General features: G+C 61.3%; 17 protein-coding genes and 2 riboswitches. Of the genes, 8 read left to right on the forward strand and 9 right to left on the reverse strand.

What is annotated here, in order from left to right:
- Positions 1 to 81 precede the first annotated feature (81 nt).
- Positions 82 to 486: a MerR family transcriptional regulator gene (locus ACSPX5_RS10560; RefSeq protein WP_439821642.1), complete on the reverse strand. Its 405-nt coding sequence runs from the start codon at positions 484 to 486 to the stop codon at positions 82 to 84.
- Between the two features lie 79 nt (positions 487 to 565).
- On the opposite strand from ACSPX5_RS10560, the gene ACSPX5_RS10565 reads away from it, so the two are divergent.
- A complete protein-coding gene (locus tag ACSPX5_RS10565) occupies positions 566 to 1,789 on the forward strand; it encodes an NADH:flavin oxidoreductase/NADH oxidase family protein (protein WP_439821643.1) in 1,224 nt (407 codons plus the stop codon).
- A gap of 3 nt (positions 1,790 to 1,792) precedes the next feature.
- On the opposite strand, the gene ACSPX5_RS10570 is transcribed toward ACSPX5_RS10565, so the two are convergent.
- The 5 genes from ACSPX5_RS10570 to cobW are packed head-to-tail and all read right to left on the reverse strand — an operon-like array spanning position 1,793 to position 10,122.
- On the reverse strand, positions 1,793 to 3,436 hold the full coding sequence (locus ACSPX5_RS10570) for a phospholipase D-like domain-containing protein (protein WP_439821644.1): 1,644 nt from the start codon (positions 3,434 to 3,436) through the stop codon (positions 1,793 to 1,795).
- A 40-nt stretch (positions 3,437 to 3,476) separates the two neighbouring features.
- A complete protein-coding gene (locus tag ACSPX5_RS10575; protein WP_249314443.1) occupies positions 3,477 to 4,172 on the reverse strand; it encodes a vWA domain-containing protein in 696 nt (231 codons plus the stop codon).
- Positions 4,142 to 5,155 carry an ATP-binding protein gene (locus ACSPX5_RS10580; protein ID WP_439821645.1) on the reverse strand — a complete coding sequence of 338 codons (1,014 nt, stop codon included), beginning with the start codon at positions 5,153 to 5,155 and terminating at the stop codon, positions 4,142 to 4,144. The genes ACSPX5_RS10575 and ACSPX5_RS10580 overlap by 31 nt, the downstream gene beginning before the upstream one ends.
- An 8-nt stretch (positions 5,156 to 5,163) precedes the next feature.
- On the reverse strand, positions 5,164 to 9,045 hold the full coding sequence (cobN, locus tag ACSPX5_RS10585) for a cobaltochelatase subunit CobN (protein WP_439821646.1): 3,882 nt from the start codon (positions 9,043 to 9,045) through the stop codon (positions 5,164 to 5,166).
- A gap of 3 nt (positions 9,046 to 9,048) precedes the next feature.
- Positions 9,049 to 10,122, reverse strand: coding sequence for a cobalamin biosynthesis protein CobW (gene cobW / locus ACSPX5_RS10590; RefSeq protein WP_064597024.1), 1,074 nt, complete (start codon positions 10,120 to 10,122; stop codon positions 9,049 to 9,051).
- 99 nt (positions 10,123 to 10,221) lie between these two features.
- Positions 10,222 to 10,431, reverse strand: a riboswitch (cobalamin riboswitch).
- 192 nt (positions 10,432 to 10,623) lie between these two features.
- Here cobW and ACSPX5_RS10595 point away from each other — a divergent pair.
- The 6 genes from ACSPX5_RS10595 (at position 10,624) to cobM (ending at position 15,127) form a co-directional block, all read left to right on the forward strand.
- Positions 10,624 to 10,917 (forward strand): transposase, encoded by a 294-nt coding sequence (locus ACSPX5_RS10595; RefSeq protein WP_169428789.1) that lies wholly within the window; start codon positions 10,624 to 10,626, stop codon positions 10,915 to 10,917.
- On the forward strand, positions 10,914 to 11,777 hold the full coding sequence (locus ACSPX5_RS10600; RefSeq protein WP_439820716.1) for an IS3 family transposase: 864 nt from the start codon (positions 10,914 to 10,916) through the stop codon (positions 11,775 to 11,777). Before ACSPX5_RS10595 ends, ACSPX5_RS10600 begins: the two co-directional genes overlap by 4 nt.
- Positions 11,778 to 12,625: 848 nt before the next feature.
- Positions 12,626 to 12,847, forward strand: a riboswitch (cobalamin riboswitch).
- 122 nt (positions 12,848 to 12,969) lie between these two features.
- Positions 12,970 to 13,167, forward strand: coding sequence for a CbtB domain-containing protein (locus ACSPX5_RS10605; RefSeq protein ID WP_016983301.1), 198 nt, complete (start codon positions 12,970 to 12,972; stop codon positions 13,165 to 13,167).
- An 11-nt stretch (positions 13,168 to 13,178) separates the two neighbouring features.
- Complete coding sequence (locus ACSPX5_RS10610; RefSeq protein WP_323160580.1) at positions 13,179 to 13,880, forward strand: CbtA family protein; 702 nt, start codon at positions 13,179 to 13,181, stop codon at positions 13,878 to 13,880.
- The gene (locus tag ACSPX5_RS10615; RefSeq protein ID WP_439821647.1) at positions 13,877 to 14,290 is read left to right on the forward strand and encodes a cobalamin biosynthesis protein; all 414 of its coding nucleotides are present in this window, start codon (positions 13,877 to 13,879) and stop codon (positions 14,288 to 14,290) included. The genes ACSPX5_RS10610 and ACSPX5_RS10615 overlap by 4 nt, the downstream gene beginning before the upstream one ends.
- Positions 14,291 to 14,380: 90 nt before the next feature.
- Entirely contained in the window at positions 14,381 to 15,127 is a 747-nt protein-coding gene (gene cobM / locus ACSPX5_RS10620; RefSeq protein WP_439821648.1) for a precorrin-4 C(11)-methyltransferase, read from the forward strand.
- Positions 15,128 to 15,271: 144 nt separating this feature from the next.
- Here cobM and nfuA read toward each other — a convergent pair whose 3' ends face one another.
- From nfuA to ACSPX5_RS10635, 3 genes are all read right to left on the reverse strand, one after another.
- Positions 15,272 to 15,856, reverse strand: coding sequence for a Fe-S biogenesis protein NfuA (nfuA, locus tag ACSPX5_RS10625; RefSeq protein ID WP_007959519.1), 585 nt, complete (start codon positions 15,854 to 15,856; stop codon positions 15,272 to 15,274).
- A gap of 90 nt (positions 15,857 to 15,946) precedes the next feature.
- Positions 15,947 to 16,948: an acyltransferase family protein gene (locus tag ACSPX5_RS10630; RefSeq protein WP_439821649.1), complete on the reverse strand. Its 1,002-nt coding sequence runs from the start codon at positions 16,946 to 16,948 to the stop codon at positions 15,947 to 15,949.
- Positions 16,949 to 17,007: 59 nt separating this feature from the next.
- The gene (locus ACSPX5_RS10635) at positions 17,008 to 19,302 is read right to left on the reverse strand and encodes a fatty acid cis/trans isomerase (protein ID WP_439821650.1); all 2,295 of its coding nucleotides are present in this window, start codon (positions 19,300 to 19,302) and stop codon (positions 17,008 to 17,010) included.
- 158 nt (positions 19,303 to 19,460) lie between these two features.
- Here ACSPX5_RS10635 and metH point away from each other — a divergent pair, with 158 nt between their 5' ends.
- Complete coding sequence (metH, locus tag ACSPX5_RS10640; RefSeq protein ID WP_439821651.1) at positions 19,461 to 23,171, forward strand: methionine synthase; 3,711 nt, start codon at positions 19,461 to 19,463, stop codon at positions 23,169 to 23,171.
- The last annotated feature ends 50 nt before the right edge of the window (positions 23,172 to 23,221 follow it).

Raw genomic sequence — 23,221 nt, forward strand, 5'->3', positions numbered from 1 at the left:
TTGAAGCGTACAGGCTCAGATGACTTTTCCTACAGCTGGAAATCATTTCAAAATCTGTACGCCGCAGACATCACCGGACTTTTACGGGTAAAGCGTCGACAACACCCGGTCGGCATTGGCACCGCAACTCATGCCTTCGGGCTTGGATTGAATGTTCTCGATCACCTCCAGCAGCCGCGCCTTGCTCTGCGCCAGATGCTGCTGCATGACTTCGATCTGCTCGACCTTGCGCGTCAGGCCTTCCACCAATTCTTCGTGCTTGAATTCGCCGGTTCCGGCGGCTGGCAGCAACTGCTTGAGTTCTTCCAGGGAAAATCCGGCCTGCTGGGCACTGCGGATAATGTTCAGGGTTTGCAGCACTTGCGGCGGGTAACGCCGGTAGCCATTGCCCAGCCGCTCCACTTTCGGAATCAGGCCCTGGGCCTCGTAGAAGCGAATGCTCGAAGCGCTCAGCCCGCTCCGTTGCGCCAATTCACCGATTTTCATTTCAGCCTCGATTTGCCTGCTTGACATTAAAGTTGACTTTAAGCTTAGCCTTTCTCCATCACTGATGAGGAGTCAAGCAATGTCGCCCTTCCAGATTTTGAAACTGCCCAACGGTCAGACCGTCGGCAACCGTATCGCCAAAGCCGCCATGGAAGAAAACCTCGCCGATCGTGACCAGGCTCCCTCCCGCGAACTGTTTCGCCTGTATCAAGCCTGGGCCGACGGCGGCGCCGGCTTGCTGCTGACCGGTAATGTCATGATCGACCGCCGCGCCATGACCGGCCCTGGTGGCGTGGTGCTCGAAGACGAGCGGCATCTGGACCGTTTCCGTCAATGGGCCGAAATCGCCCGCAGTGGAGGCGCACAAGTCTGGGTTCAGCTCAACCATCCCGGCCGCCAGACCTTCGCCAATATGGGCCAGCAAGCGCTGGCGCCATCGGCAGTGGCGCTGGAAATGGGTTCGTTCTCAAAACTGTTCGCCGAGCCCAAACCGATGACCGAGGACGACATCGAAGAGGTCATTCAACGTTTCGCCAGGAGTGCCGTGCTTGCCGAGAAATCCGGTTTCAGCGGTATCCAGATCCACGCTGCCCACGGTTATTTGCTCAGTCAGTTTCTCTCGCCGCTGACCAACCGCCGCACCGACCGCTGGGGCGGTTCGCTGGAAAACCGTGCGCGCCTGCTGCTGTCGGTGATCGAGGCTGTGCGTCAGGCCGTTTCACCACAGTTTTGCGTGGCGGTGAAGCTCAACTCCGCGGATTTCCAGCGCGGCGGCTTCGACACGGACGACGCGCGTCAGGTGATCGAATGGCTCAACGAACAGCCAATCGACCTGCTCGAGCTGTCCGGTGGCAGCTACGAAGCGCCGGCGATGCAAGGCGAAGCCCGCGACGGACGCACCCTGGCCCGTGAGGCGTTCTTTCTGGAAATGGCCAGTGAACTGGCCAGAGTGGCCCGCATGCCAGTGATGGTCACCGGCGGTATCCGGCGCCTGCCCATCGTCGAACAAGTGCTCGACAGCGGTATCGCCATGGCCGGCATCGCCACTGCGCTGGCCATCGAACCGAGTCTGGTCAAACACTGGCGCGAAGGCCGCCACAGCGAACCACAACTGCCGCCGATCCGCTGGAAACGCAAACCGCTGGCCGCACTGGCGAACATGGCCGTGGTACGTTTCCAGATGGCCCGCCTGAGCCGGGGTCGCCAGCCGCATCCCGAAGTGTCGGCACTCTGGGCGCTGATTCGCGACCGGTTGTATCTCAGTCGCCGCACCCGGCAGTACCGTCAGGCAATGGATGTATAAACCCTAGCGTCCGGCAAACCGCAGGCGAGACAGCTGACGCAAATCCCCTTCGACGTAATAGTCGTTGGTCCAGCTGTCATTCGCCGCCAGCGGCTGCACCTGCTTCAACGCCAGTTTTTTAGCGAAATAGCGGAAGCGGTAATGCTCGTAGAAGCGCAGCAGCTCAAGGCCGTAACGGTCCGCCAGTTCGGTGTCGCCGCGAATGATCAGGTAGTTCTCGTCATTACCGTTGCTGGCAGAGGTGCTGAGGTTGTGGCTGCCGCTGATGATGGTCGGGCTGTCGCTGGTGAAGTCGGTGACGATCGCCTTGGTGTGCACCAGCAGGTTGCCCTTCTGGCCTTTCATGTTCTCTTTCAGCCAGCCTTCCAGCCCGGTGTTGAGCAGCGCGGTGGCGGCGAACTCAGCGGTTCGGTCAGCGTGAAACCCGGTGATGCGGCTGACCGTGTTTTGCAGGCCGTAACGCAGGATGTCGTCGTGAGGCTGACCGAGCAATGCGTTGAGAATCGCGTCGGGCAAGGCGAATGCCGTGACGAACAGCACGTCCTTCCTGGCCGCGTTAATGATGTCGACGAACTCGCGCAGATCGGCACCACCACTGCGCGGCGAGAACCCGGCAAACAGCGGTTGCGCCGGGTTCATCGGGTTGTGCTGGGTGATCCAGTCCCGGGTGGCACCGACATCCGCCGGCGTCGCCCAGACCTGCTCGAACGTCTGCAGATAACTGGCCGCGACGACGGTGTCGTCCAGCACATGCACCACGTTGGCCTGACGATAAACACCGTTGGCGGTGAAGTTGGTGCTGCCGCACAGCACGGCCCGGGGCTGCCGCTCACCGCCAGCGATGCGACTGAGGACGATGAACTTGTCATGGAAAATGTCGTGGGTGACCCGGCCCCGCTTGTTGGCTTCCGGCAGCTTGGCAAGGCTGGCCTCGTTCATCGTGGTGTCTTCGTCATCGGGCCGGGCGTGATACAGCACCCGCACCTGTACGCCGCGATCGAAGGCGGCGTTCACCGTGTCGATGATGGCTTGCAGTTGATACTCGTAAATCGCGATGTCCAGTGCCCATTGCCCGTCGACAGCTCGCTCGATAAAGCCCTGCAAACGTCCGAGCAGGCCGTTTTCCAGCCATTGCCGCGCAGCGTCGGGCCAGGCTTCGATCGGCATGTTCTTGTTGGCGCTGATCTGTGCATCGAGATCGGGAAACTTGCGCTGGAACGCCTGACTGGCAGCCACGGCGCGGTTGAAGATCACGCTCTGGTTGGTCGGGTGTCCGTCATCCGAGGTAATGCTCAGTTCCAGCGACTCCCCAAGCACCGGCGCATCGGCCGTGCCATAGGCCAGATGTACGCGGTAATGCATGGTTGTGCCCGGATTGACCGCGTAATCGGCCCAGCGAAATTTCTGCAGCGGCGCGATGTCACTGGGCGTGGCGTGAAACTGCGCGAAAGTGTGTTCCTTGCCGGGAAAGGTCAGGCTGTTGAACAGAAACTGCCACGGCCTGTCGCCCTGCTGCTTCTCGATGGCAAACCCCAGCAGGCCTTTGCGGCGGGGTTCGGCAAGATCCATTGCCAGCAGCACGCCGTTGGTGCCGGCGTAAGCCTTTACGCGAAAATCGTCCTGAGGATTGGCAACCAGTACGCGCATGATTCACTCCTTGTGATGTGGGCTGGATGCAGCATAGACCTCAGACAGACAGCAGGTCGTCGATATGCCGGTAATCCGCTTCCAGTGCAGTCGCCAACTGCTTCGCCCTGCCCAGCCTGATCGGCCCGCGTTCGATATCGATCAACAGGCCCGGACAGGCCAGCACCGGCAACCCCGACCATTCTTTCAAGCGCCCATCGGTCAATACCAGTAGACGCTGTTGTTCGGCCGGGAACCGCTTGCGGCGTACCGTCAGCCAGTGCTCGGCCTCGTTCAGCGCCGCCAGCAATGGCGTGCCGCCTCCCGCTCCCAAGTCATCGAGCCACACACGCAGTCCGCTGGAAGCTTTCAAACCCTGCACCTGCCATTTCGGCGCCGCGCCACTGGCAGTCAGCAAGGCGAGTCGCGCCCGTTGCCGGTAAGCATCATCGAACAATTGCGCGAGCACGCCTTTGGCATCGCTCAATGCTTGATGACGTCGGGTCGAGGCCGAGGCATCGACGATCACCAACCACAATTCATGGGGGCTGCGGGTGCGCAGTTGAAACAACAGATCCGCGCGCACTTTCGGGCGGCCATTGAGCAATGTTCCCGGCCAGTTCACCGAACCGCTGCGAGCGGCATGACGTTTGCCCTGTCGGCCGTTATCGAGGCGCCCGGCGCGAGGTCTGGCATTCGCCCCCGCGTCGGATCGGGGGCGAATGCCTAAGGCTTTTTTTGTAGGTGTGGCGGCCAGGTCGGCACTTCGCGGCGCGCACCGGTGGTGAGGGCCGGCGCCGGCATTTCACCCCATTGCCCCTGCCCTTCACTCGGCTCGAGCTGAGTGCCGGATGGCGATTGAGCCGGTGGTTGTGCACTGGACGAAGACTGTTCCCGGCGACGATGACGCAAGGCAAATTCAGCGACGGCATCGATGTCCTGCTCGCCGATGGCTTCGGCCCCACGCCAGGCCGCATGCGCCCGGGCGGCACGCAGCCAGACCAGATCGGCACGCAAACCGTCAACGCCTGCCGCAAAGCAGCGCTCGGTAATCTGTGCCAGCGCTTGATCGTCAAGAGGAATGTTTGCCAACGCATTGCGGGCGTTTTCACAACGCTCGCGCAGGGCGTGTTGCTCGGTTTCCCACTGCCCGCAGAAAGCCCGCGGGTCGCTGTCGAAATCCAGCCGACGGCGAATGATCTGCCCGCGCTCGACCGGCGCCGTGTGACCGCTCAGGGCGACGTTCAGACCAAAGCGATCGAGTAATTGCGGGCGCAGTTCGCCTTCTTCCGGGTTCATCGTGCCGATCAGCACGAACTTCGCCGAATGCCGATGGGAAATACCGTCGCGCTCGATCAGGTTGGTGCCGCTGGCGGCTACATCGAGCAACAAGTCCACCAGATGATCCGGCAGCAGGTTCACTTCATCGACATACAACACACCGCCGTCAGCCTTGGCCAGTACGCCCGGGGAAAACTGCGCGCGACCGTCGCTCAACGCCGCGTCCAGATCCAGCGTGCCAACCAGCCGCTCTTCCGTCGCCCCCAACGGCAAGGTGACGAACTGACCGCTGGCCAGCAAATCCGCAAGGCCCCGGGCCAGAGTCGACTTGGCCATGCCGCGGGGGCCTTCGATCAGCACGCCACCGATTTTCGGGTCGATGGCCGTCAGGTACAACGCCAGCTTCAGATCCTCGGCGCCGACCACGGCGGAGAGCGGGAAATGCGGGGTGTCGGTCATGTTCAGTCTCAGCTCTCTTCTTCTATATCCAGCAGCAGGTTTTCCAGCGCTTCCTTGTAAGCACCGGGTTCCTGCCACATCCCGCGCTGCTGCGCTTCGAGCATGCGCTCGGTCATGTCGCGCAGCGCGTGGGGATTATGCTCGCGCACGAACTCGCGGGTCGCCGGGTCCAGCAGATAGGCATCGGCCAGCAACGCGTACTGGTGATCGTCGATCAATTGCGTGGTGGCGTCGAAGGCAAACAGGTTGTCGACCGTCGCCGCCAATTCGAACGCGCCTTTATAGCCGTGACGCTTGACCCCGTCGATCCATTTCGGATTCGCCGCTCGGGAGCGAATCACACGGTTCAGTTCTTCTTTCAGCGTACGGATCTTCGGCAGATCCGGCTGACTGTGGTCGCCGTGATAACTGGCCGCCGCTTCGCCGCGCAGGCTTTCCACGGCAGCGAGCATGCCGCCCTGGAACTGGTAATAGTCGTTGGAGTCGAGCAGGTCATGCTCGCGGTTATCCTGGTTTTGCAGCACGGCCTGCACCTGGCTGAGGCGCTGGACAAATTGCTCGCGAGCGGCGGTGCCTTCATCGGAACCGCCGTAAGCGTAGGCGCCCCAGTTCAGGTAGACCTCGGCCAGATCCTCGCGAGTTTGCCAGAGGCGACCATCGATAGCGCCCTGCACACCTGCGCCATAAGCGCCGGGTTTGGCACCGAAGATCCGCCAGCCTGCCTGACGCCGGGCAGCCTCCTCATCCAGCCCCGACTGGCGCAACGCCTCGCGTTCGGCGCGGACTTTGGCGGCCAGCGGATTAAGGTCGTCCGGCTCGTCCAGTTCCGCCACGGCTTGTACGGCAGCGTCGAACAAACGAATCAGGTTGGCGAACGCATCGCGGAAAAATCCGGAGACCCGTAACGTGACATCAACCCGAGGCCGGTCGAGCAGGCTCAGCGGCAAAATCTCGAAATCATCGACCCGCTGACTGCCCGTGGCCCACACCGGGCGCACGCCCATCAGCGCCATGGCCTGTGCGATGTCGTCACCGCCGGTGCGCATGGTCGCGGTGCCCCAGACCGACAAACCGAGCTGACGCAGGTGGTCGCCGTGATCCTGCAGGTGTCGCTCCAGAATCAGCGTGGCCGACTGGAAACCGATTCGCCAGGCCGTGGTGGTCGGCAGATTGCGCACGTCCACCGAGTAGAAATTGCGCCCGGTCGGCAACACGTCGAGGCGGCCGCGACTTGGCGCGCCGCTGGGGCCGGCCGGGACGAATCGGCCGCTCAACGCGTCGAGCAAGCCGTGCATTTCGGCCGGGCCGCAGGCATCGAGGCGTGGGGCAATCACTTCGCGCAGGTTGTCGAGGATTGCACCGACTTCAACCCAGCACGGTCCCTGTGGGAGCGGGCTTGTCCCCGGGCGGCGATCCGACGAAAGCGGTATGTCAGTGAAAGGGATATTGACTGACACGACGCCTTCGCGGGCAAGCCCGCTCCCACAGGGATTGTGCAAGGCTTGATTTTGGTTGAGTGTCTGCTCAATCAATTGCGCCGCGAACAGCTCCAGACGCTCGCGGGTATCCCCCGCCGTGCGCCAGAACTCGTCGCTGACCGACAGCAACTCCATTGGACGCGGGCCGGCCCAGGGATCAGCCAGTGCGCAATCCAGCGGATCGAACCCCAACTGAAACGCTTTGGCCAACGCCCGCAACAGACTCGACTGCGCCCCTTTGCCATCGCCACGCGGGATGCGCAGCAACGCGAGCAAGGTATCAATACGCAAACGCCCGGTCGGCGACTCACCGAAGATGTGCAGACCATCGCGGATCTGCGACTCCTTCAAGTCACACAGATAGGTGTCCAGGCGCGGCAGCCAGATCGCCGCGTCGGCATCGCTGTCGAGGGCGGCATCCAGTTGCAGTTCGCGATCGATCTGCGTGTCACGCACCAGTTGCAGAATGTCGCGCTGCAATTCCCGGGCGCGGCGCGGATCGAGCAATTGTGCTTCGTAATACTCGTCCGCCAACAGTTCCAGATTGCGCAACGGGCCGTAGGTTTCGGCACGGGTCAGCGGCGGCATCAGGTGATCGATGATCACCGCCTGAGTGCGACGCTTGGCCTGGGCGCCCTCGCCCGGGTCGTTGACGATGAACGGATAGATATTCGGCAGCGGCCCGAGCAGCGCGTCCGGCCAGCAATTCTCCGACAGACCCACGCCCTTGCCCGGCAGCCATTCGAGGTTGCCGTGCTTGCCGACGTGGATCACGCCGTGAGCGCCGTAGGTCTGGCGCAGCCAGAAATAGAACGCGAGGTACGCGTGCGGCGGCACCAGATCAGGGTCGTGATACACCGCGCTCGGGTCGACCTGATAACCCCGCGCCGGTTGAATGCCGACGAAAGCCAGGCCAAAACGCAGACCGGCAATCATCATCCGCCCGTCACGGCACATCGGATCGTGTCGCGGCGAGCCCCAACGCTCCAGCACCGCTGTTCGATTGACTTCGGGCAGTGCGTTGAACATCGCCAGGTAATCATTCATCGCCAGGCTTTGCTGGCACGGGCGCTGATCGAGGGTATCGAGGTCGTTGCTGACGCCGCCGAGCAGTTGCCGGATCAGTTCGGTGCCGCTGTCCGGCAGGTCGGCCGGCAGCGGATAACCTTCGGCCTGCAACGCCCGCAGGATATTCAGCGCGGCGGCTGGCGTGTCGAGGCCGACGCCATTGCCGATGCGTCCGTCCCGGGTCGGGTAGTTGGCGAGGATCAGGGCGATGCGCTTTTCAGCGTTCGGCACCCGCGCCAGATCGACCCAGCGCCGCGCCAGTTCAGCCACGAAATCCATGCGCTCGGGCTGGGCCCGATAACACACCACGTCGGACTGACTGCGCTCGCTGCGCCAGGCCAGATCCTTGAAGCTGATCGGCCGGCTGATGATCCGACCGTCGAGCTCAGGCAACGCGATGTGCATCGCCAGATCCCGCGGACCGAGGCCCTGCTCGCTGTCGCGCCAGCCGGGCTCGTTGTCCTGGGCGCAGATCGCCTGAATCACCGGTATGTTGCGACGGAACGGGCGCAGATGCGGCGCTTCCGGGCTGGACTGGGCGAAACCGGTGGTATTCAAAATCACCGAGGCTTCGACCTCATCCAGCCAGTCCTCGACCACCGACAGGCAGCCGGGCTCTTTCAAACTGGCCACGGCGATCGGCAGCGGATTGAGACCGGCCGCCTGAAGCCGTTGGCAGAACACGTCGATAAACGCCGTGTTCGCCGCTTGCAAATGCGAGCGATAAAACAACACCGCCGCCACCGGTTGACCAGGCCGCCAATCGGCTTGCCAGTCACTCAGTGCAGCGGTGTTTTTGTTCGGGTGATAAATCGCCGTGCGCGGCAGCGTTTGCGGCTCGCCCCACACGTAATCCCGCGCCAGCCAGCGATTGGCCAGACAGCGAAAGAAATCCAGCGCATTGCCCATGCCGCCCTGACGCAGGAACTGCCAGAGCCGGTCACGATCCTCGGCGCCTACGGTGCTCAAGTCACTGAGCTCCGGGTCGGGACGGTCATCGCCCGGCACCAGAATCACCTGCACGCCACGCTCGGACAACTCGACCAGTCGCTCGACGCCATAGCGCCAATAAGCAATGCCGCCATGCAGCGAGATCAGAATGACCTTGGCGTGGCGCAGCACCTCATCGACATAGAGGTCGACCGATGCATGATTCTGCACCTGCATCGGGTTGGCCAGCCGCACGCTCGGGTAATCCTCGGGCAGTTGCTGCGCCGCTTCGGCGAGCAGCGCCAGGCTGGAATCGCCGCTGCACAGGATCACCAACTCGGCGGGGGTTTGTCCCAGGTCGGCAATGTTGTCATCCGACACGAAACCGCCGGGCTGGGTCCTGAGCAGGTGCATGGCTTAAACGCTGAGCGCGGCGCGCAGTTGCGCTTCGAGTTGAGCGGCATCCAATTCCTGACCGATCAACACCAGACGCGTCACGCGCGCCTCATCGGCGCCCCACTGACGGTCGAAGTGCTTGTCGAAACGCGTGCCCACGCCTTGGATCAGCAGACGCATCGGCTTGTTCGGAATCGCCGCGAAGCCTTTGACCCGCAGGATGCCGTGCTGGACCACCAGTTGCGTCAGCGCATCGAGCAGCAGGCTTTCGTCGGCTTGCGGCAGTTCGATGGAGATCGAGTCGAAGGCGTCGTGATCGTGGTCATCGTGATCGTCATCGCCTTCACCGTGGTGGTGATCGTGATGGCTGTGGCGGCTGTCGATGTGTTCTTCGGAACCGGCACCGAGGCCGATCAGCACGTCCAGCGGCAGGCGACCGTTGCTGGCTTCGATGATTTTCACCGCTGGCGGCAGTTCTTCGGCGACTTCCAGACGCACACGAGCGAGGTCTTCAGGACTGGTCTGATCGGCCTTGTTGAGGATCACCAGGTCGGCGCTGGCCAGTTGGTCGGCGAACAGTTCGTGCAGTGGCGATTCGTGGTCCAGGTTCGGATCGAGTTTGCGCTGGGCGTCGACCTGATCCGGAAACGCGGCGAAGGTGCCGGCGGCCACGGCCGGGCTGTCGACCACGGTGATCACCGCGTCAACGGTGCAGGCGCTGCGGATTTCCGGCCACTGGAAGGCTTGCACCAGCGGTTTTGGCAGGGCCAGGCCCGAGGTTTCGATGAGGATGTGGTCAAGGTCGCCGCGACGGGCCACCAGTTCACGCATCACCGGGAAGAACTCTTCCTGAACCGTGCAGCACAGGCAGCCGTTGGCCAGTTCGTAGACGCGGCCGGTGGCTTCCTCTTCGGTGCAGCCGATGGTGCATTGCTTGAGGATTTCACCGTCGATGCCCAGCTCGCCAAACTCGTTGACAATCACCGCGATGCGGCGGCCCTGGGCGTTGTCGAGCATGTGCCGCAGCAAGGTGGTTTTGCCCGAGCCGAGGAAGCCGGTGACGATGGTGACGGGGAGTTTGGCCAGTGTTTTCATCGGATGCCCTTTGGCAAGGTGGCGGGCATACGGGACGAGACCGGCAACGCGGGTGCGTGCCTGGAGAGTTCGCCACCGGATCACCCCGCCCGGTTGAAAGTGAGAATCTGTGACGAGGCAGGTCTCCTGGCTGACGGTGTTCGGGCCTTGGCCCGGGGTTCGCTGCGCCTTCCCGCTGGCTCTGGATTGAGTTGGCAGTGGCGTGGCAGCGAACAGCACCGTTCACAGTTGCGGGGGCAGCCGCGGCTTGGACCGCGTTCCCTTCTTAGCTTCGGCGTGGGCCGAAGAACCTCGAAAGCGCAAGGCTACGCATGGGTTCGTGATGGGTCAATGGTTGGTGCTTTTTGGTTTTGTGGGCATATCCGTTGCTGCGGTAACGGCCTCTTATGGTTTCGCTCTTACAGCGACTCACTTTTCCAAACGCCGAAAAGTAAGCATGGACCTGTCCCGTGACAACGGACGCCAAGAAGCGATACTTAAATCGCTATCTTGGAGGTTGCCATGTACCCAAGCACTCGCCGTAACTACACCGATGAGTTCAAGGCTCAAGCTATCGCACTCGCGGAAAGCGTTGGTAGAACCGAAGCCGCACGTCAGCTCGAGATGTCCGTGAAAACGCTCGATAACTGGGTTGATGCTGCGCGCAAGGGATTACCGTTGAGTTCTCCAGAACGCAAAGCCATCACCAAAGAAGACAGCGAGCTTGCGCGTTTGCGAGCGGAGGTGGCCGAACTCAAGATGGAGCGCGAAATCCTAAAAAAGGCGGCGGTATTCTTTGCCAGAGAGTCCAGGTGAGATACGCCTTCGTCGCTGCTGAACGGGCTCACTTCCCGGTGCGCATGCTGTGTCGGGTGATGGATGTTTCGATTTCAGGTTTTTACGACTACCAGCATCGCGAGGAGCGTCCAGATCGGGATGCGCAGATTCGCGTTGATTTGCGTAAGGTTTATATGGCCAGCCGAAATACATATGGCCGACCACGGCTGGTCGAGGCCTTACGGCGAAAAGCGCATACAGTGGGCCACAAGCGAGTGAGCCGGCTGATGCACGAAGAACGCATACGCGGTAGATCCAAAGGCGGTTTCAAGCCCCGTACCACCGACAGTCACCACTACTTGCCTGTTGCGAGAAATTTGCTCGCTCGTCAGTTTTCCATCGATAACCCCACACCGACTTGGGTCAGTGATATCACCTATATCTCAACCAAAGAAGGTTGGTTGTATCTCGCAGTGGTTTTGAGCATCCAGACGCGCCAAATATTGGGCTATAGCCTGTCGGATCGGATGCCCGACGATTTGGTCGAGAATGCCTTCCTGAATGCCTGGAGCGCCTGTTCCGGCTCTAGTGGTGTGGTTTTTCATTCCGACCAAGGGCGTCAGTATGCGAGTAGCAAATTCCGACTGGCCTTGGCCAAGAAAGACTTCACGCAAAGCATGAGTCGAAAGGGAAATTGTTGGGATAACGCAGTGGCTGAGAGCTTTTTCGCTACTCTGAAAAGGGAGGAGGCGTATGGCGTCTATCCCAGCAAGAGGCTGGCTCAACTATCAATCGCTAACTACATCCATGGGTTTTATAACAGCAGCCGACTGCACTCTGCCTTGGGGTACCGTTCTCCGAACGAATACGCCAGGGTCTTAAGGCAGGCGGCTAAATAGCCAGCTTCTTGGCGTCCGTTGTGATGGGGCAGGTCCACCAAAAGGCTTTTGCCCCGGCGTACGGCACTTCGCCTAGGCTCAGTGTCCCCTCGCTACGGTGTCCATCAGGGGGCATCGCCTACGGTTTGCTTCGCTGCACCTCCTCTCGATGTATGCGGCTTCGCCGCACGGCGCTGCGCGCCTACCCCCTGATGGACACCTCCGCTCGGCCTGCCGAAGGGGCTAAAGATCAAAAGCAGATCAAGAGCCAGATCAAGAGCCAGATCAAGAGCCAGATCAAGAGCCCCTCACCCTAGCCCTCCCGAAACGTCGGACCGCCCGTAGGGAGAGGGAACCGACCGAGTTGATTGGGAGAGTTGTGCCGACTTGCAATACCGAGTCGAACTCAAGTTTTGAAAAGCCCACAAATCGGCTCCCTCTCCTTGGGGAGAAGGCTGGGGTGAGGGGTAAACCCACAACAAAACCAAAGCCAAACACGCCCTGCTCCCCCCACTCAAACCATGAGCGTTAGCTCGAGCACCGTTTTTGATCGCAGGGCCCGTCGGCAGGCTGAGTGGAGGGATTGATCCGGGGGTGGGAGCGCAGCGACCGTGCGGCGCAGCCGCATGCATCGAGAGGAGGTGCAGCGAAGCAAACCGTAGGCGATGCCCCCGGATCAATCCCGGAGCGAAGGAACCCGAGCCACAGCGAGGGCCGTACGTCAGGGCTCAAGACCTTTGGTTACTTTGGGCTGGGCCGGCATTCCGGCGTTTGCCAAAGTGACCCGCCGTAAGGGCGGAACCCTAAGTGGCCGTTACCGCAGCAACGGATCTGCCCAAAAATTGACTATATTCCCCAACCCATGGTCTCCTACACAACTTGTTACGGGTGCCCTTCACAGGGTGAAACGGGAAACCGGTGAATCATGTGCTTTACTCTAAAGCCATGTCAGTCCGGTGCTGCCCCCGCAACGGTAAGCGAGCGAAGCGTCAGATCCACTGTGCCCAAGGGCATGGGAAGGTGACGCTTGCAGGTCGGCCAGACGCCAACCCCTCGTGAGCCCGGAGACCGGCCCGCAATACACAGTACGCATCTTGCGTCACTGAACATAACAAACCCGCGGTGGGCGGGCGCTGTTCGAACGTCTGCGTGCCCGACCCGCAGGGGTTTTCATGCGCTCCATTCACCCGCTGACACTCCAGAGGGAAGCGCCATGTCGATCATCAGCAGCACCGGCAGCAATACGGACAAAATCTCCAGCACCACCACCCTGAGCCAACGCCTGACCGCTGCGATCTTCGCGTCGATCCTGGGCGCAAGCCTGGTCTACTTCGCCGGTTTCTCGCACATCGAAGCGGTGCACAACGCCGCGCACGATACCCGCCACAGCGCCGCGTTCCCGTGCCACTGAGACCTGACGACATGATCAAGCGTATTGCGCAGACCGCAGGTTTCACCGGACTTCTGGCTGCCCTGCTGTTGACCTTGCTGCAAAGCTTCTGGGTTTCGCCACTGATTCTTCAAGCCGAAACCTACGAGAAATCCGAACCGGTGGCCGAAATCCACGAACACGCCGCCGGCACCGCCGCTCACACCCACGATGCCGAAGCCTGGGAACCGGAAGACGGCTGGCAGCGTGTGGTGTCCACCACCGGTGGCAATCTGGTCGTAGCCGTGGGTTTCGCTCTGATGCTGGCCGGTCTGTACACCCTGCGTGCGCCGACCAAGACCTCACAAGGTCTGCTCTGGGGTCTGGCCGGTTACGCAACTTTCGTGCTTGCACCGACCATGGGCCTGCCGCCTGAACTGCCGGGCACTGCTGCAGCTGATCTGGCGTCGCGCCAAATGTGGTGGATCGGCACCGCCGCATCGACCGCTGTCGGCCTGGCGTTGATCGCGTTTGGCGGCAACTGGCTGCTGAAGATCCTCGGTGTGGCGATCCTTGCCGTGCCGCATGTGATCGGCGCACCGCAACCGGACGTGCACTCGATGCTCGCCCCGGAAGCACTGGAAGCCCAGTTCAAAATCGCTTCGCAGCTGACCAACGTCGCGTTCTGGCTGGCTCTGGGCCTGATCAGCGCCTGGTTGTTCCGCCGTAAAAGCGAAGGTCAGTACCACGCATGACCGATGACAGCGCAGCGCCGACCTTCGTGGTCGGCCTGGGCTGCCAGCGCGGCTGCCCGGCCAGCACGCTGCGCGCCTTGCTTGACCAGGCCTTGCAGGCGCATCGGATTGACCTTGAGAAGGTCAAGGCGCTGGCCAGCATCGACCTCAAGCGCGATGAACCCGGCCTGCAAGAACTCGCCGCCCAACTGGCGCTGCCGTTGCTGTATTTCAGCAGCGAGGAACTGGCCAATTATCAGCAACGCTTGAGCCACCATTCACAGATCGCCTTCGAACGCACCGGTTGCTACGGCGTGGCGGAAAGCGCTGCACTGGCGCTCGCCGAACAACTGATTCAAGCACCGGCGAAACTGCTGATTTCCCGGCAAAAGTACGCTCAGGCAACTCTCGCATTGGCCGGCGCGGCGTAAATTCCCGATAATCCTCGCTTTCGATCATGAGCATTCTTCATCTGAAGTGCTTCTGAAGCCCCACCTGCCCTACTTTCACAGGATCCAACGATGACCGTCTACTTCATCGGCGCCGGCCCCGGCGACCCGGAATTGATCACTGTCAAAGGCCAGCGGTTGATCCGCAGTTGCCCGGTGATCATCTACGCAGGTTCGCTCGTGCCGACGGCGGTGCTGGAAGGTCATTGTGCTGAAACCGTGGTCAACAGCGCCGAACTGCACCTGGAACAGATCATCGAGCTGATCAAGACAGCCCACGCCAACGGTCAGGATGTGGCGCGGGTGCATTCAGGTGATCCGAGCCTGTATGGCGCCATTGGCGAGCAGATTCGTTATCTGCGCGAGCTGGATATTCCGTTCGAGATCATCCCCGGCGTAACCGCCACCGCCGCGTGCGCCGCACTGTTGGGCGCCGAACTGACCCTGCCGGACATCTCGCAAAGCGTGATCCTGACCCGTTATGCGGACAAGACTGCGATGCCTGCCGGCGAAGAGCTCGGCAACCTGGCGCAGCACGGGGCGACCATGGCGATTCATCTGGGGGTCAATCATCTGGAGAAGATCCTCGCCGAGCTGCTGCCGCATTACGGCGCGGATTGCCCGATCGCGGTGATTCACCGGGCGACGTGGCCGGATCAGGACTGGGTGGTCGGGACGCTGGAGGACATTGCCGAGAAGGTGGCGGCCAAAGGGTTTCGGCGTACGGCATTGATTTTGGTGGGTCGGGTGCTGGGCAGCGATCATTTCAGTGAATCTTCACTGTATCGCGCGGGGCATGCGCATCTTTACCGCCCATGACGGCTCTTTCGCGAGCAAGCCCGCTCCCACATTTGGAATGCGATCCAATGTGGGAGCGGGCTTGCCCGCGAAGGCGTCATTGAATCTCACGCATAAAAAAACGGCGCTCACGGGGCGCCGTTTTTTTGTCTCGCAGCGAACACCTTAGTAGTAGGCGTTTTCTTTCTGCGTGTGGTCGGTCACGTCGCGAACGCCCTTGAGCTCCGGAATGCGCTCGAGCAAGGTGCGCTCGATGCCTTCCTTCAGGGTCACGTCCGCCTGGCCGCAGCCCTGGCAACCGCCACCGAACTGCAGCACGGCAATGCCGTCTTCAACCACATCGATCAGGCTGACCTGACCGCCGTGGCTGGCCAGCCCCGGGTTGATTTCGGTTTGCAGGTAATAGTTGATGCGCTCGTTGATCGGGCTGTCGGCGTTGACCATCGGGACTTTGGCGTTCGGCGCCTTGATGGTCAGCTGGCCGCCCATGCGGTCGGTGGCGTAGTCGACGACGGCATCATCGAGGAACGCTTCGCTGAACGAGTCGATGTAGGCAGTGAAGCTTTTCAGCCCCAGCGCGGTGTCCTCAGGTTTCTCTTCGCCCGGCTTGCAATAGGCAATGCAGGTTTCGGCGTACTGGGTGCCAGGCTGGGTGATGAAAACGCGGATGCCGATGCCCGGGGTGTTCTGCTTGGACAGCAGATCGGCCAGGTAATCGTGGGCGGCGTCGGTAATGGTAATAGCGGTCATGGAAACTCCTCGCAGGCTTGAGGCGGAGTTTACGCCAATCGGCGCGCGGCACAAAGTCCCAGTATTTTCGTAGGAATAGTTCACAATCGCCTAATCCGCAGGTTTGCCGTCGATACGCGCTCTAAGCCATTGATAACTGCGCTTTTCCACCCAGTGATAACTCAGCCAGGAACCCACGCCAATCGCCACGGCACAGAGGATGAACATCAAATAGGGGTTGATCCCGAAGCGATGGGCCACAAATCCGCCAGCAGACAGCACCAGAACATGCATCAGATAAACCGAGTAGGAACAGTCTCCCAGCAGCTTGAGCACTCGGTTGTGTTCAACATGCCGCTCCAGCGCCATACACGCCATGACCAGCACCGCGCTCGGCGTCCCCCAGCTCAGCAGCCGGGGCGATGGCGGCAGATAATAGATCGCCAGTAACGCCGCGCCGATCCCCGTCAGCGGCATCCACAAGCCCTGTCCGATCCAGCCCTTGCGATACAGCATGCCGATACCGATCCCGAGCAGAAATTCATAGACGATATCCGAGCGATAAAACTCGCTGACCCAGCCAAACCCGGTCCAGGTCTGGCACACCGCAAACAGCAGCGCCGCGACCACCAGCAAACGGACTTGCAGTCGAAACAACAGTGCCCAGGCGAACAACACGTAGAACAGCATTTCGTAATTCAGCGTCCAGCCGACATTCAGGGTTGGGTAGATCCCGTAGCCGCCGGGGTTTTCGGTCGGGATGAACAGCAACGACAGCAGCAAATGACGCCAGTCCACCGTCTGATCCGGCAGCAGCGGCCGGGCAAACACCACCAGCAACGCCATCAGCACGGTGTAGAGCCAATACGCCGGGACAATACGGAACAGTCGATACAGCAGAAACCGCGCAGGCGGCAGCGACCTGCACTCAGTGGACAGGAAGATCACCAGCCCGCTGATCACGAAAAAGATATCGACACCCACGGCCCCCTTGTCGATGAACAACTGCCCTATCGGCCCGCGCGCCTCGAAGTCGAAGAAAATCTGCATGAAGTGATGGCAGACCACCGCCCACGCGGCGAGCGCTCGCAGGGCCTGCACTGAAATCAACATCGATGGTGCTCCCGATCCCTTACTTCACAGGATTGGGACAATCGCCATCGCTCAAACGATCAAAGATTCTCGTACCGGTTCATGTCCAGCACGCCCTCTTCCACCGGGTCGGTTTCATGGATGTACTGGCTAAGATCGTGAAAATAGAACCAGAACTGCGGATGACTGCGGCGAATGCCCCAACGTTCGACGATTTTCTCGAACTGCGGCGCATCCTTGGCGCTTTCCATGGCATCGACAAACGCCGGCACCTGATCTGCCGGGATGTTGAACATGAAATTCGGATAACTGCTGAGCACGCCCGGATAAATGGTCAGGGTGTCGAGCCCCGGCTGATAGCGCAGCGACTCGCCCAGCAGGAACGCCACGTTGCTGTGGGCCCGGTTACGCAGCAGGCTGTAGACCTCACGCTGGCCGCTGCGGGTTTCGATGCGCAGCATGCTGGCTTCCGGCAATTGATCGATCACCTTCAGCCCCGCCGCCGGACGCGCCGTCAGGCGGCTCAGCGCCTGCTCGGCGTTTTGCAGCGCCGGGTCGATGTTCGGCCGCGAACAGTAGGCATCCACGCAGCGGTTGATCGGATCGGGCCGTGCGTTGAGGTCACCGTAACGGGCAAGCAGCTGCATGGCGAAATCGTGTTTCGGGTCTTTCTCGTCGAGTTTCAGCGCGGTCGGTTTGTCGTCGTCGATAGACTCGTAATCCAGCCACATCTTGAACTGGCCGCTGCTCTGATACCAATCGTCGAGGTAATCCTCGCGGGAATCGGCCGGCATCAGGCGCAGGAAGTTCTGCTCGGCGCCGTTGCGGATCAGGTCGAAATACAAGCGGGTCTGCGCCTGATGAGAGACGTTGCCGAACACGTCGAAATTCACCGCCAACTGGTAATAGGTGCGTTCGAGCAACGGATAGTCGAACAGCCACATCGTCTGTGGCACCTCGCCAATCAGGCCCTTGGTCACCGAAGCGCTGTCGAAGTGGCGGAAGATACTCAAGAGTGCGTTGTCGTTGCCCGCCCACAGGGTCGACCAGCTCGGCGCCGGCAGTTCGGCGTAGCTGTCACGGCGCAAGGCTTCGTACTTGTTGCGCTTGTTGCGGTAGTCGTGCCACAGACTCAGGACACTGCCGACATCGTCGTTCTGCCCCGGCATGGCCAGCAATGGCGTGGCCTGGCCGCGATAGTTCGGGTCGGTGATGTACAGGTCATGTTCCGGGGCCTGGAACAGCGCCCAGAAGTTGTCGCGGATCACGTCGGTTGCGATCTGCCCACGGCACACCGGGCCGCGAATGAACGTGCGCACGAAATATTCGGCGTTATCGAGCATGAACTGATAACGCGCCTGCGCCGGAATCGCCTCGAAGGTGGCGAACGGATTGGCCCGGCTCTGCGGCCCGTAGCCCGGCAGCGCATGCACCTGCCAGTTGCCGTTGTAGAACAGGCTCTTGACCCGCGCCATCTTCGCCGCGCTCAGCGGATAGGTGATGTGGGTCTTGTGCACGATCACGCCCTGCACCGGCCACAGGCGGTAATACACCTGGGTGCCCGGATCGTCGTTCGGGCGACGGGTGGCAATCAGGTCGATCGGCTGACCGGTCGGCGTGCGTGAACGCACCCACTGGAAAAAATGCCCCGGCTCGCCGTCCTTGAAGTAGATGTGCGCCAGGAACCAGTGTTCGAACAGCCAGCGTCCGACCATGCTTTCACGCGCGCCGGGCTGATTCAGCAGGTTTTCCCACTGGACGATCTGCAGCGCCTCTTTAGCGCTAGGCGACAGGCCTTGCTCATCGATCGGCGCGCCGGACGCCAGCCAGCGTTGCAGCGTCTGGTATTGCTGGTCGGTCAGGCCGGTCACCGCCAGCGGCATGCCTTCTTTCGGATGGGCGCCGGCATAGCCGTCGAATTCGGCAGGCATCGCGCAAAGGTTCTCGCGGTTGAGGCCCAGCACGATTTCTTCCGGCAGTTTGGCGTTGGGTGTCAGCGGCGTTTTGTGTCCCAGCTCCAGCATGCGTGCCATCAGAGCGGCCTGGCTGCCTTGGGCGTCGAGCACCGAATAAAAGTCTTTTTGCTGCCAGGCGCGTTTGCCGAAGGCGTCATAGAACAACCGGGTGGTCGGTGCAGCTTGGGTGCGCTCGCCATCGTAGACCGGCATCTTGCTCGCGCCACGGGCCGCGCCTTCGCCGCTGCCAAGGTTCAACTGACAGGCAGAGTCGTAACACGCATGGCAGGCCACGCACTTCTCGGTGAAGATCGGCTGGATGTCTCGGGTGTAGGAGATAGAAGAAGAAACAGCGGGACTCTGCGCCGCCGCGCCAAAGCTTAAAAACAGCAATGCAATGCTGATGACGCGGTACGACATGTCCCTGATCCTGATCCTGAAGAAAAACGCCGCGATTCTACCGTTATGACGCCCGTACCAACATGAGCGATATTCATGCAAAAGCCGCGCATGCTCTAAATCGGCGCAGGTTTGTTATGATCCGGCCCCTTAGTCATGGTCTTTTTCGAGTAGCCCCAATGTCCGATCGCAGCGTCCGCCTTCAAGCTCTCAAGCAAGCTCTCAAAGAGCGCATCCTGATTCTCGACGGCGGCATGGGCACGATGATCCAGAGCTACAAGCTCGAAGAGCAGGATTATCGCGGCAAACGCTTCGCCGACTGGCCGAGCGACGTCAAGGGCAACAATGACCTTCTGGTCATTACCCGTCCCGACGTGATCGGCGGCATCGAGAAAGCCTACCTGGATGCCGGTGCCGACATCCTCGAGACCAACACCTTCAACGCCACCCAGATCTCCATGGCCGACTACGGCATGGAAGAACTGGTCTACGAACTCAACGTAGAGGGCGCCCGTCTGGCGCGCAAGGTCGCCGACGCGAAAACCCTCGAGACCCCGGACAAGCCGCGTTTCGTCGCCGGCGTGCTCGGCCCGACCAGCCGCACCTGCTCGCTGTCGCCGGACGTCAACAACCCGGGCTATCGCAACGTCACCTTCGATGAGCTGGTGGAAAACTACACCGAGGCCACCAAAGGCCTGATCGAGGGCGGCGCCGACCTGATCCTGATCGAAACCATCTTCGACACCCTCAACGCCAAAGCCGCGATTTTCGCCGTGCAAGGCGTGTTCGAAGAGCTGGGCTTCGAATTGCCGATCATGATTTCCGGCACCATCACCGACGCCTCCGGCCGTACCCTGTCGGGCCAGACCACCGAAGCGTTCTGGAACTCCGTGGCCCACGCCAAGCCGATTTCGGTCGGTCTGAACTGCGCCCTCGGCGCCCGTGAATTGCGTCCGTACCTGGAAGAGCTGTCGGACAAGGCCAGCACCCACGTCTCGGCGCACCCGAACGCCGGCCTGCCGAACGAATTCGGCGAGTACGATGAACTGCCGGTGGACACCGCCAAAGTCATCGAAGAATTCGCCCAGAGCGGTTTCCTCAACATCGTCGGCGGTTGCTGCGGCACCACCCCGGGCCACATCGAAGCCATCGCCAAAGCCGTCGCCGGCTACGCGCCACGGCAAATTCCGGACATTCCCAAGGCTTGCCGCCTGTCGGGCCTCGAGCCGTTCACCATCGACCGCAGCTCGCTGTTCGTCAACGTCGGCGAACGGACCAACATCACCGGCTCCGCGAAATTCGCCCGTCTGATCCGTGAAGACAACTACACCGAAGCCCTGGAAGTCGCCCTGCAGCAGGTCGAGGCCGGTGCCCAGGTGATCGACATCAACATGGACGAAGGGATGCTCGATTCGAAGAAGGCCATGGTGACCTTCCTCAATCTGATTGCCGGCGAGCCGGACATTTCCCGCGTACCGATCATGATCGACTCCTCGAAATGGGACGTGATCGAAGCCGGCCTCAAGTGCATTCAGGGCAAGGGCATCGTCAACTCGATCAGCATGAAAGAAGGCGTCGAGCAATTCATCCACCACGCCAAACTGTGCAAGCGCTACGGCGCGGCAGTTGTAGTGATGGCGTTCGACGAAGCCGGCCAGGCCGACACCGAAGCGCGCAAGAAAGAGATCTGCAAACGCTCCTACGACATTCTGGTCAACGAAGTCGGCTTCCCGCCGGAAGACATCATCTTCGACCCGAACATCTTCGCCGTGGCCACCGGCATCGAAGAACACAACAACTACGCTGTGGACTTCATCAACGCCTGTGCCTACATCCGTGACGAGCTGCCGTATGCCCTGAGTTCCGGCGGCGTGTCCAACGTGTCGTTCTCGTTCCGCGGCAACAACCCGGTGCGTGAAGCGATCCACTCGGTGTTCCTGCTGTACGCGATCCGCGCCGGCCTGACCATGGGTATCGTCAACGCCGGTCAGCTGGAAATCTACGACCAGATCCCGCAGGAACTGCGCGATGCCGTTGAAGACGTGATCCTCAACCGGACGCCGGAAGGCACCGACGCCCTCCTCGCCATCGCCGACAAGTACAAGGGCGACGGCAGCGTCAAGGAAGCCGAAACCGAAGAATGGCGCGGCTGGGACGTCAACAAGCGTCTGGAGCATGCGCTGGTCAAGGGCATCACCACCCACATCGTCGAAGACACCGAAGAATCCCGTCAGTCCTTCGCCCGCCCGATCGAAGTGATCGAAGGTCCGCTGATGTCCGGCATGAACATCGTCGGCGACCTGTTCGGCGCCGGCAAAATGTTCCTGCCGCAAGTGGTTAAATCCGCCCGCGTGATGAAACAGGCCGTGGCCCACCTGATCCCGTTCATCGAACTGGAAAAAGGCGACAAGCCGGAAGCCAAGGGCAAGATCCTCATGGCCACGGTAAAAGGTGACGTGCACGACATCGGCAAGAACATCGTCGGCGTGGTGCTGGGTTGCAACGGCTACGACATCGTCGACCTTGGCGTGATGGTGCCGGCAGAGAAGATCCTGCAGGTGGCCAAGGAGCAGAAATGCGACATCATCGGCCTGTCCGGCCTGATCACCCCGTCGCTGGATGAGATGGTCCACGTGGCCCGCGAGATGCAGCGCCAGGACTTCCACCTGCCGCTGATGATCGGCGGCGCGACTACCTCCAAAGCGCACACGGCGGTGAAGATCGAGCCCAAGTACAGCAACGACGCGGTGGTGTATGTCACCGACGCCTCCCGCGCCGTGGGCGTGGCGACGCAGCTGCTGTCCAAGGAACTGAAAGCCGGTTTCGTTCAGAAGACCCGCGAAGAGTACATCGACGTCCGCGAACGCACCGCCAACCGCAGCGCCCGCACCGAGCGCTTGAGCTATGCCGCCGCGATCGCCAAGAAACCGCAGTTCGACTGGGCCTCTTACACGCCGGTCAAACCAACCTTCACCGGCACCCGTGTGCTGGACAACATCGACCTCAACGTTCTCGCCGAGTACATCGACTGGACGCCGTTCTTCATCTCCTGGGACCTGGCCGGCAAGTTCCCGCGCATCCTCGAAGACGAAGTGGTCGGTGAAGCCGCCACCTCGCTGTACAAGGACGCCCGCGAGATGCTGACCAAGCTGATTGACGAGAAGCTGATCAGCGCCCGTGCCGTGTTCGGCTTCTGGCCGGCCAATCAGGTGCACGACGACGATATCGAACTGTACGGCGATGACGGCAAGCCAATGGCGCGCCTGCACCACCTGCGCCAGCAGATCATCAAGACCGACGGCAAGCCGAACTTCTCCCTGGCCGACTTCGTTGCGCCGAAGGACAGCGAAGTGACCGACTACGTCGGTGGTTTCATCACCACCGCCGGGATCGGCGCCGAAGAAGTGGCCAAGGCCTATCAGGACGCTGGCGACGACTACAACTCGATCATGGTCAAAGCCCTGGCCGACCGTCTGGCCGAAGCCTGCGCCGAGTGGCTGCACCAGCAGGTGCGTAAAGAGCACTGGGGTTACGCCAAGGATGAAGCCCTCGACAACGAGGCGCTGATCAAAGAGCAATACTCCGGCATCCGCCCGGCCCCAGGCTACCCGGCGTGTCCGGATCACACCGAGAAGGCCACGCTGTTCGCCCTGCTCGACCCTGAGGCCCAGGAAATGCGCGCCGGCCGCAGCGGCGTGTTCCTGACCGAGCACTACGCGATGTTCCCGGCGGCAGCGGTCAGCGGCTGGTACTTCGCCCATCCGCAGGCGCAATACTTCGCCGTGGGCAAGGTCGACAAGGATCAGGTGCAGAGCTACACCTCGCGCAAAGGCCAGGAACTGAGCCTGACCGAGCGCTGGCTGGCGCCTAACCTGGGTTACGACAACTAAGCAGAAGCCTGATCAAAAGACCGCAGCCTGCCCCGCAGGCTGCGGTCTTT

Origin of the sequence: Pseudomonas sp. HLG18, assembly GCF_051903985.1 — a bacterium.
GTDB lineage: Bacteria > Pseudomonadota > Gammaproteobacteria > Pseudomonadales > Pseudomonadaceae > Aquipseudomonas > Aquipseudomonas fluorescens_BT.

Coding starts and splice junctions, on each gene's coding strand:
- ACSPX5_RS10560 (WP_439821642.1), bottom strand. CDS start 486: ATGAAAATCGGTGAATTGGCGCAACGGAGCGGGCTGAGCGCTTCGAGC.
- ACSPX5_RS10565 (WP_439821643.1), top strand. CDS start 566: ATGTCGCCCTTCCAGATTTTGAAACTGCCCAACGGTCAGACCGTCGGC.
- ACSPX5_RS10570 (WP_439821644.1), bottom strand. CDS start 3,436: ATGCGCGTACTGGTTGCCAATCCTCAGGACGATTTTCGCGTAAAGGCT.
- ACSPX5_RS10580 (WP_439821645.1), bottom strand. CDS start 5,155: ATGACCGACACCCCGCATTTCCCGCTCTCCGCCGTGGTCGGCGCCGAG.
- cobN (WP_439821646.1), bottom strand. CDS start 9,045: ATGCACCTGCTCAGGACCCAGCCCGGCGGTTTCGTGTCGGATGACAAC.
- cobW (WP_064597024.1), bottom strand. CDS start 10,122: ATGAAAACACTGGCCAAACTCCCCGTCACCATCGTCACCGGCTTCCTC.
- ACSPX5_RS10595 (WP_169428789.1), top strand. CDS start 10,624: ATGTACCCAAGCACTCGCCGTAACTACACCGATGAGTTCAAGGCTCAA.
- ACSPX5_RS10605 (WP_016983301.1), top strand. CDS start 12,970: ATGTCGATCATCAGCAGCACCGGCAGCAATACGGACAAAATCTCCAGC.
- ACSPX5_RS10610 (WP_323160580.1), top strand. CDS start 13,179: ATGATCAAGCGTATTGCGCAGACCGCAGGTTTCACCGGACTTCTGGCT.
- ACSPX5_RS10615 (WP_439821647.1), top strand. CDS start 13,877: ATGACCGATGACAGCGCAGCGCCGACCTTCGTGGTCGGCCTGGGCTGC.
- cobM (WP_439821648.1), top strand. CDS start 14,381: ATGACCGTCTACTTCATCGGCGCCGGCCCCGGCGACCCGGAATTGATC.
- nfuA (WP_007959519.1), bottom strand. CDS start 15,856: ATGACCGCTATTACCATTACCGACGCCGCCCACGATTACCTGGCCGAT.
- ACSPX5_RS10630 (WP_439821649.1), bottom strand. CDS start 16,948: ATGTTGATTTCAGTGCAGGCCCTGCGAGCGCTCGCCGCGTGGGCGGTG.
- ACSPX5_RS10635 (WP_439821650.1), bottom strand. CDS start 19,302: ATGTCGTACCGCGTCATCAGCATTGCATTGCTGTTTTTAAGCTTTGGC.
- metH (WP_439821651.1), top strand. CDS start 19,461: ATGTCCGATCGCAGCGTCCGCCTTCAAGCTCTCAAGCAAGCTCTCAAA.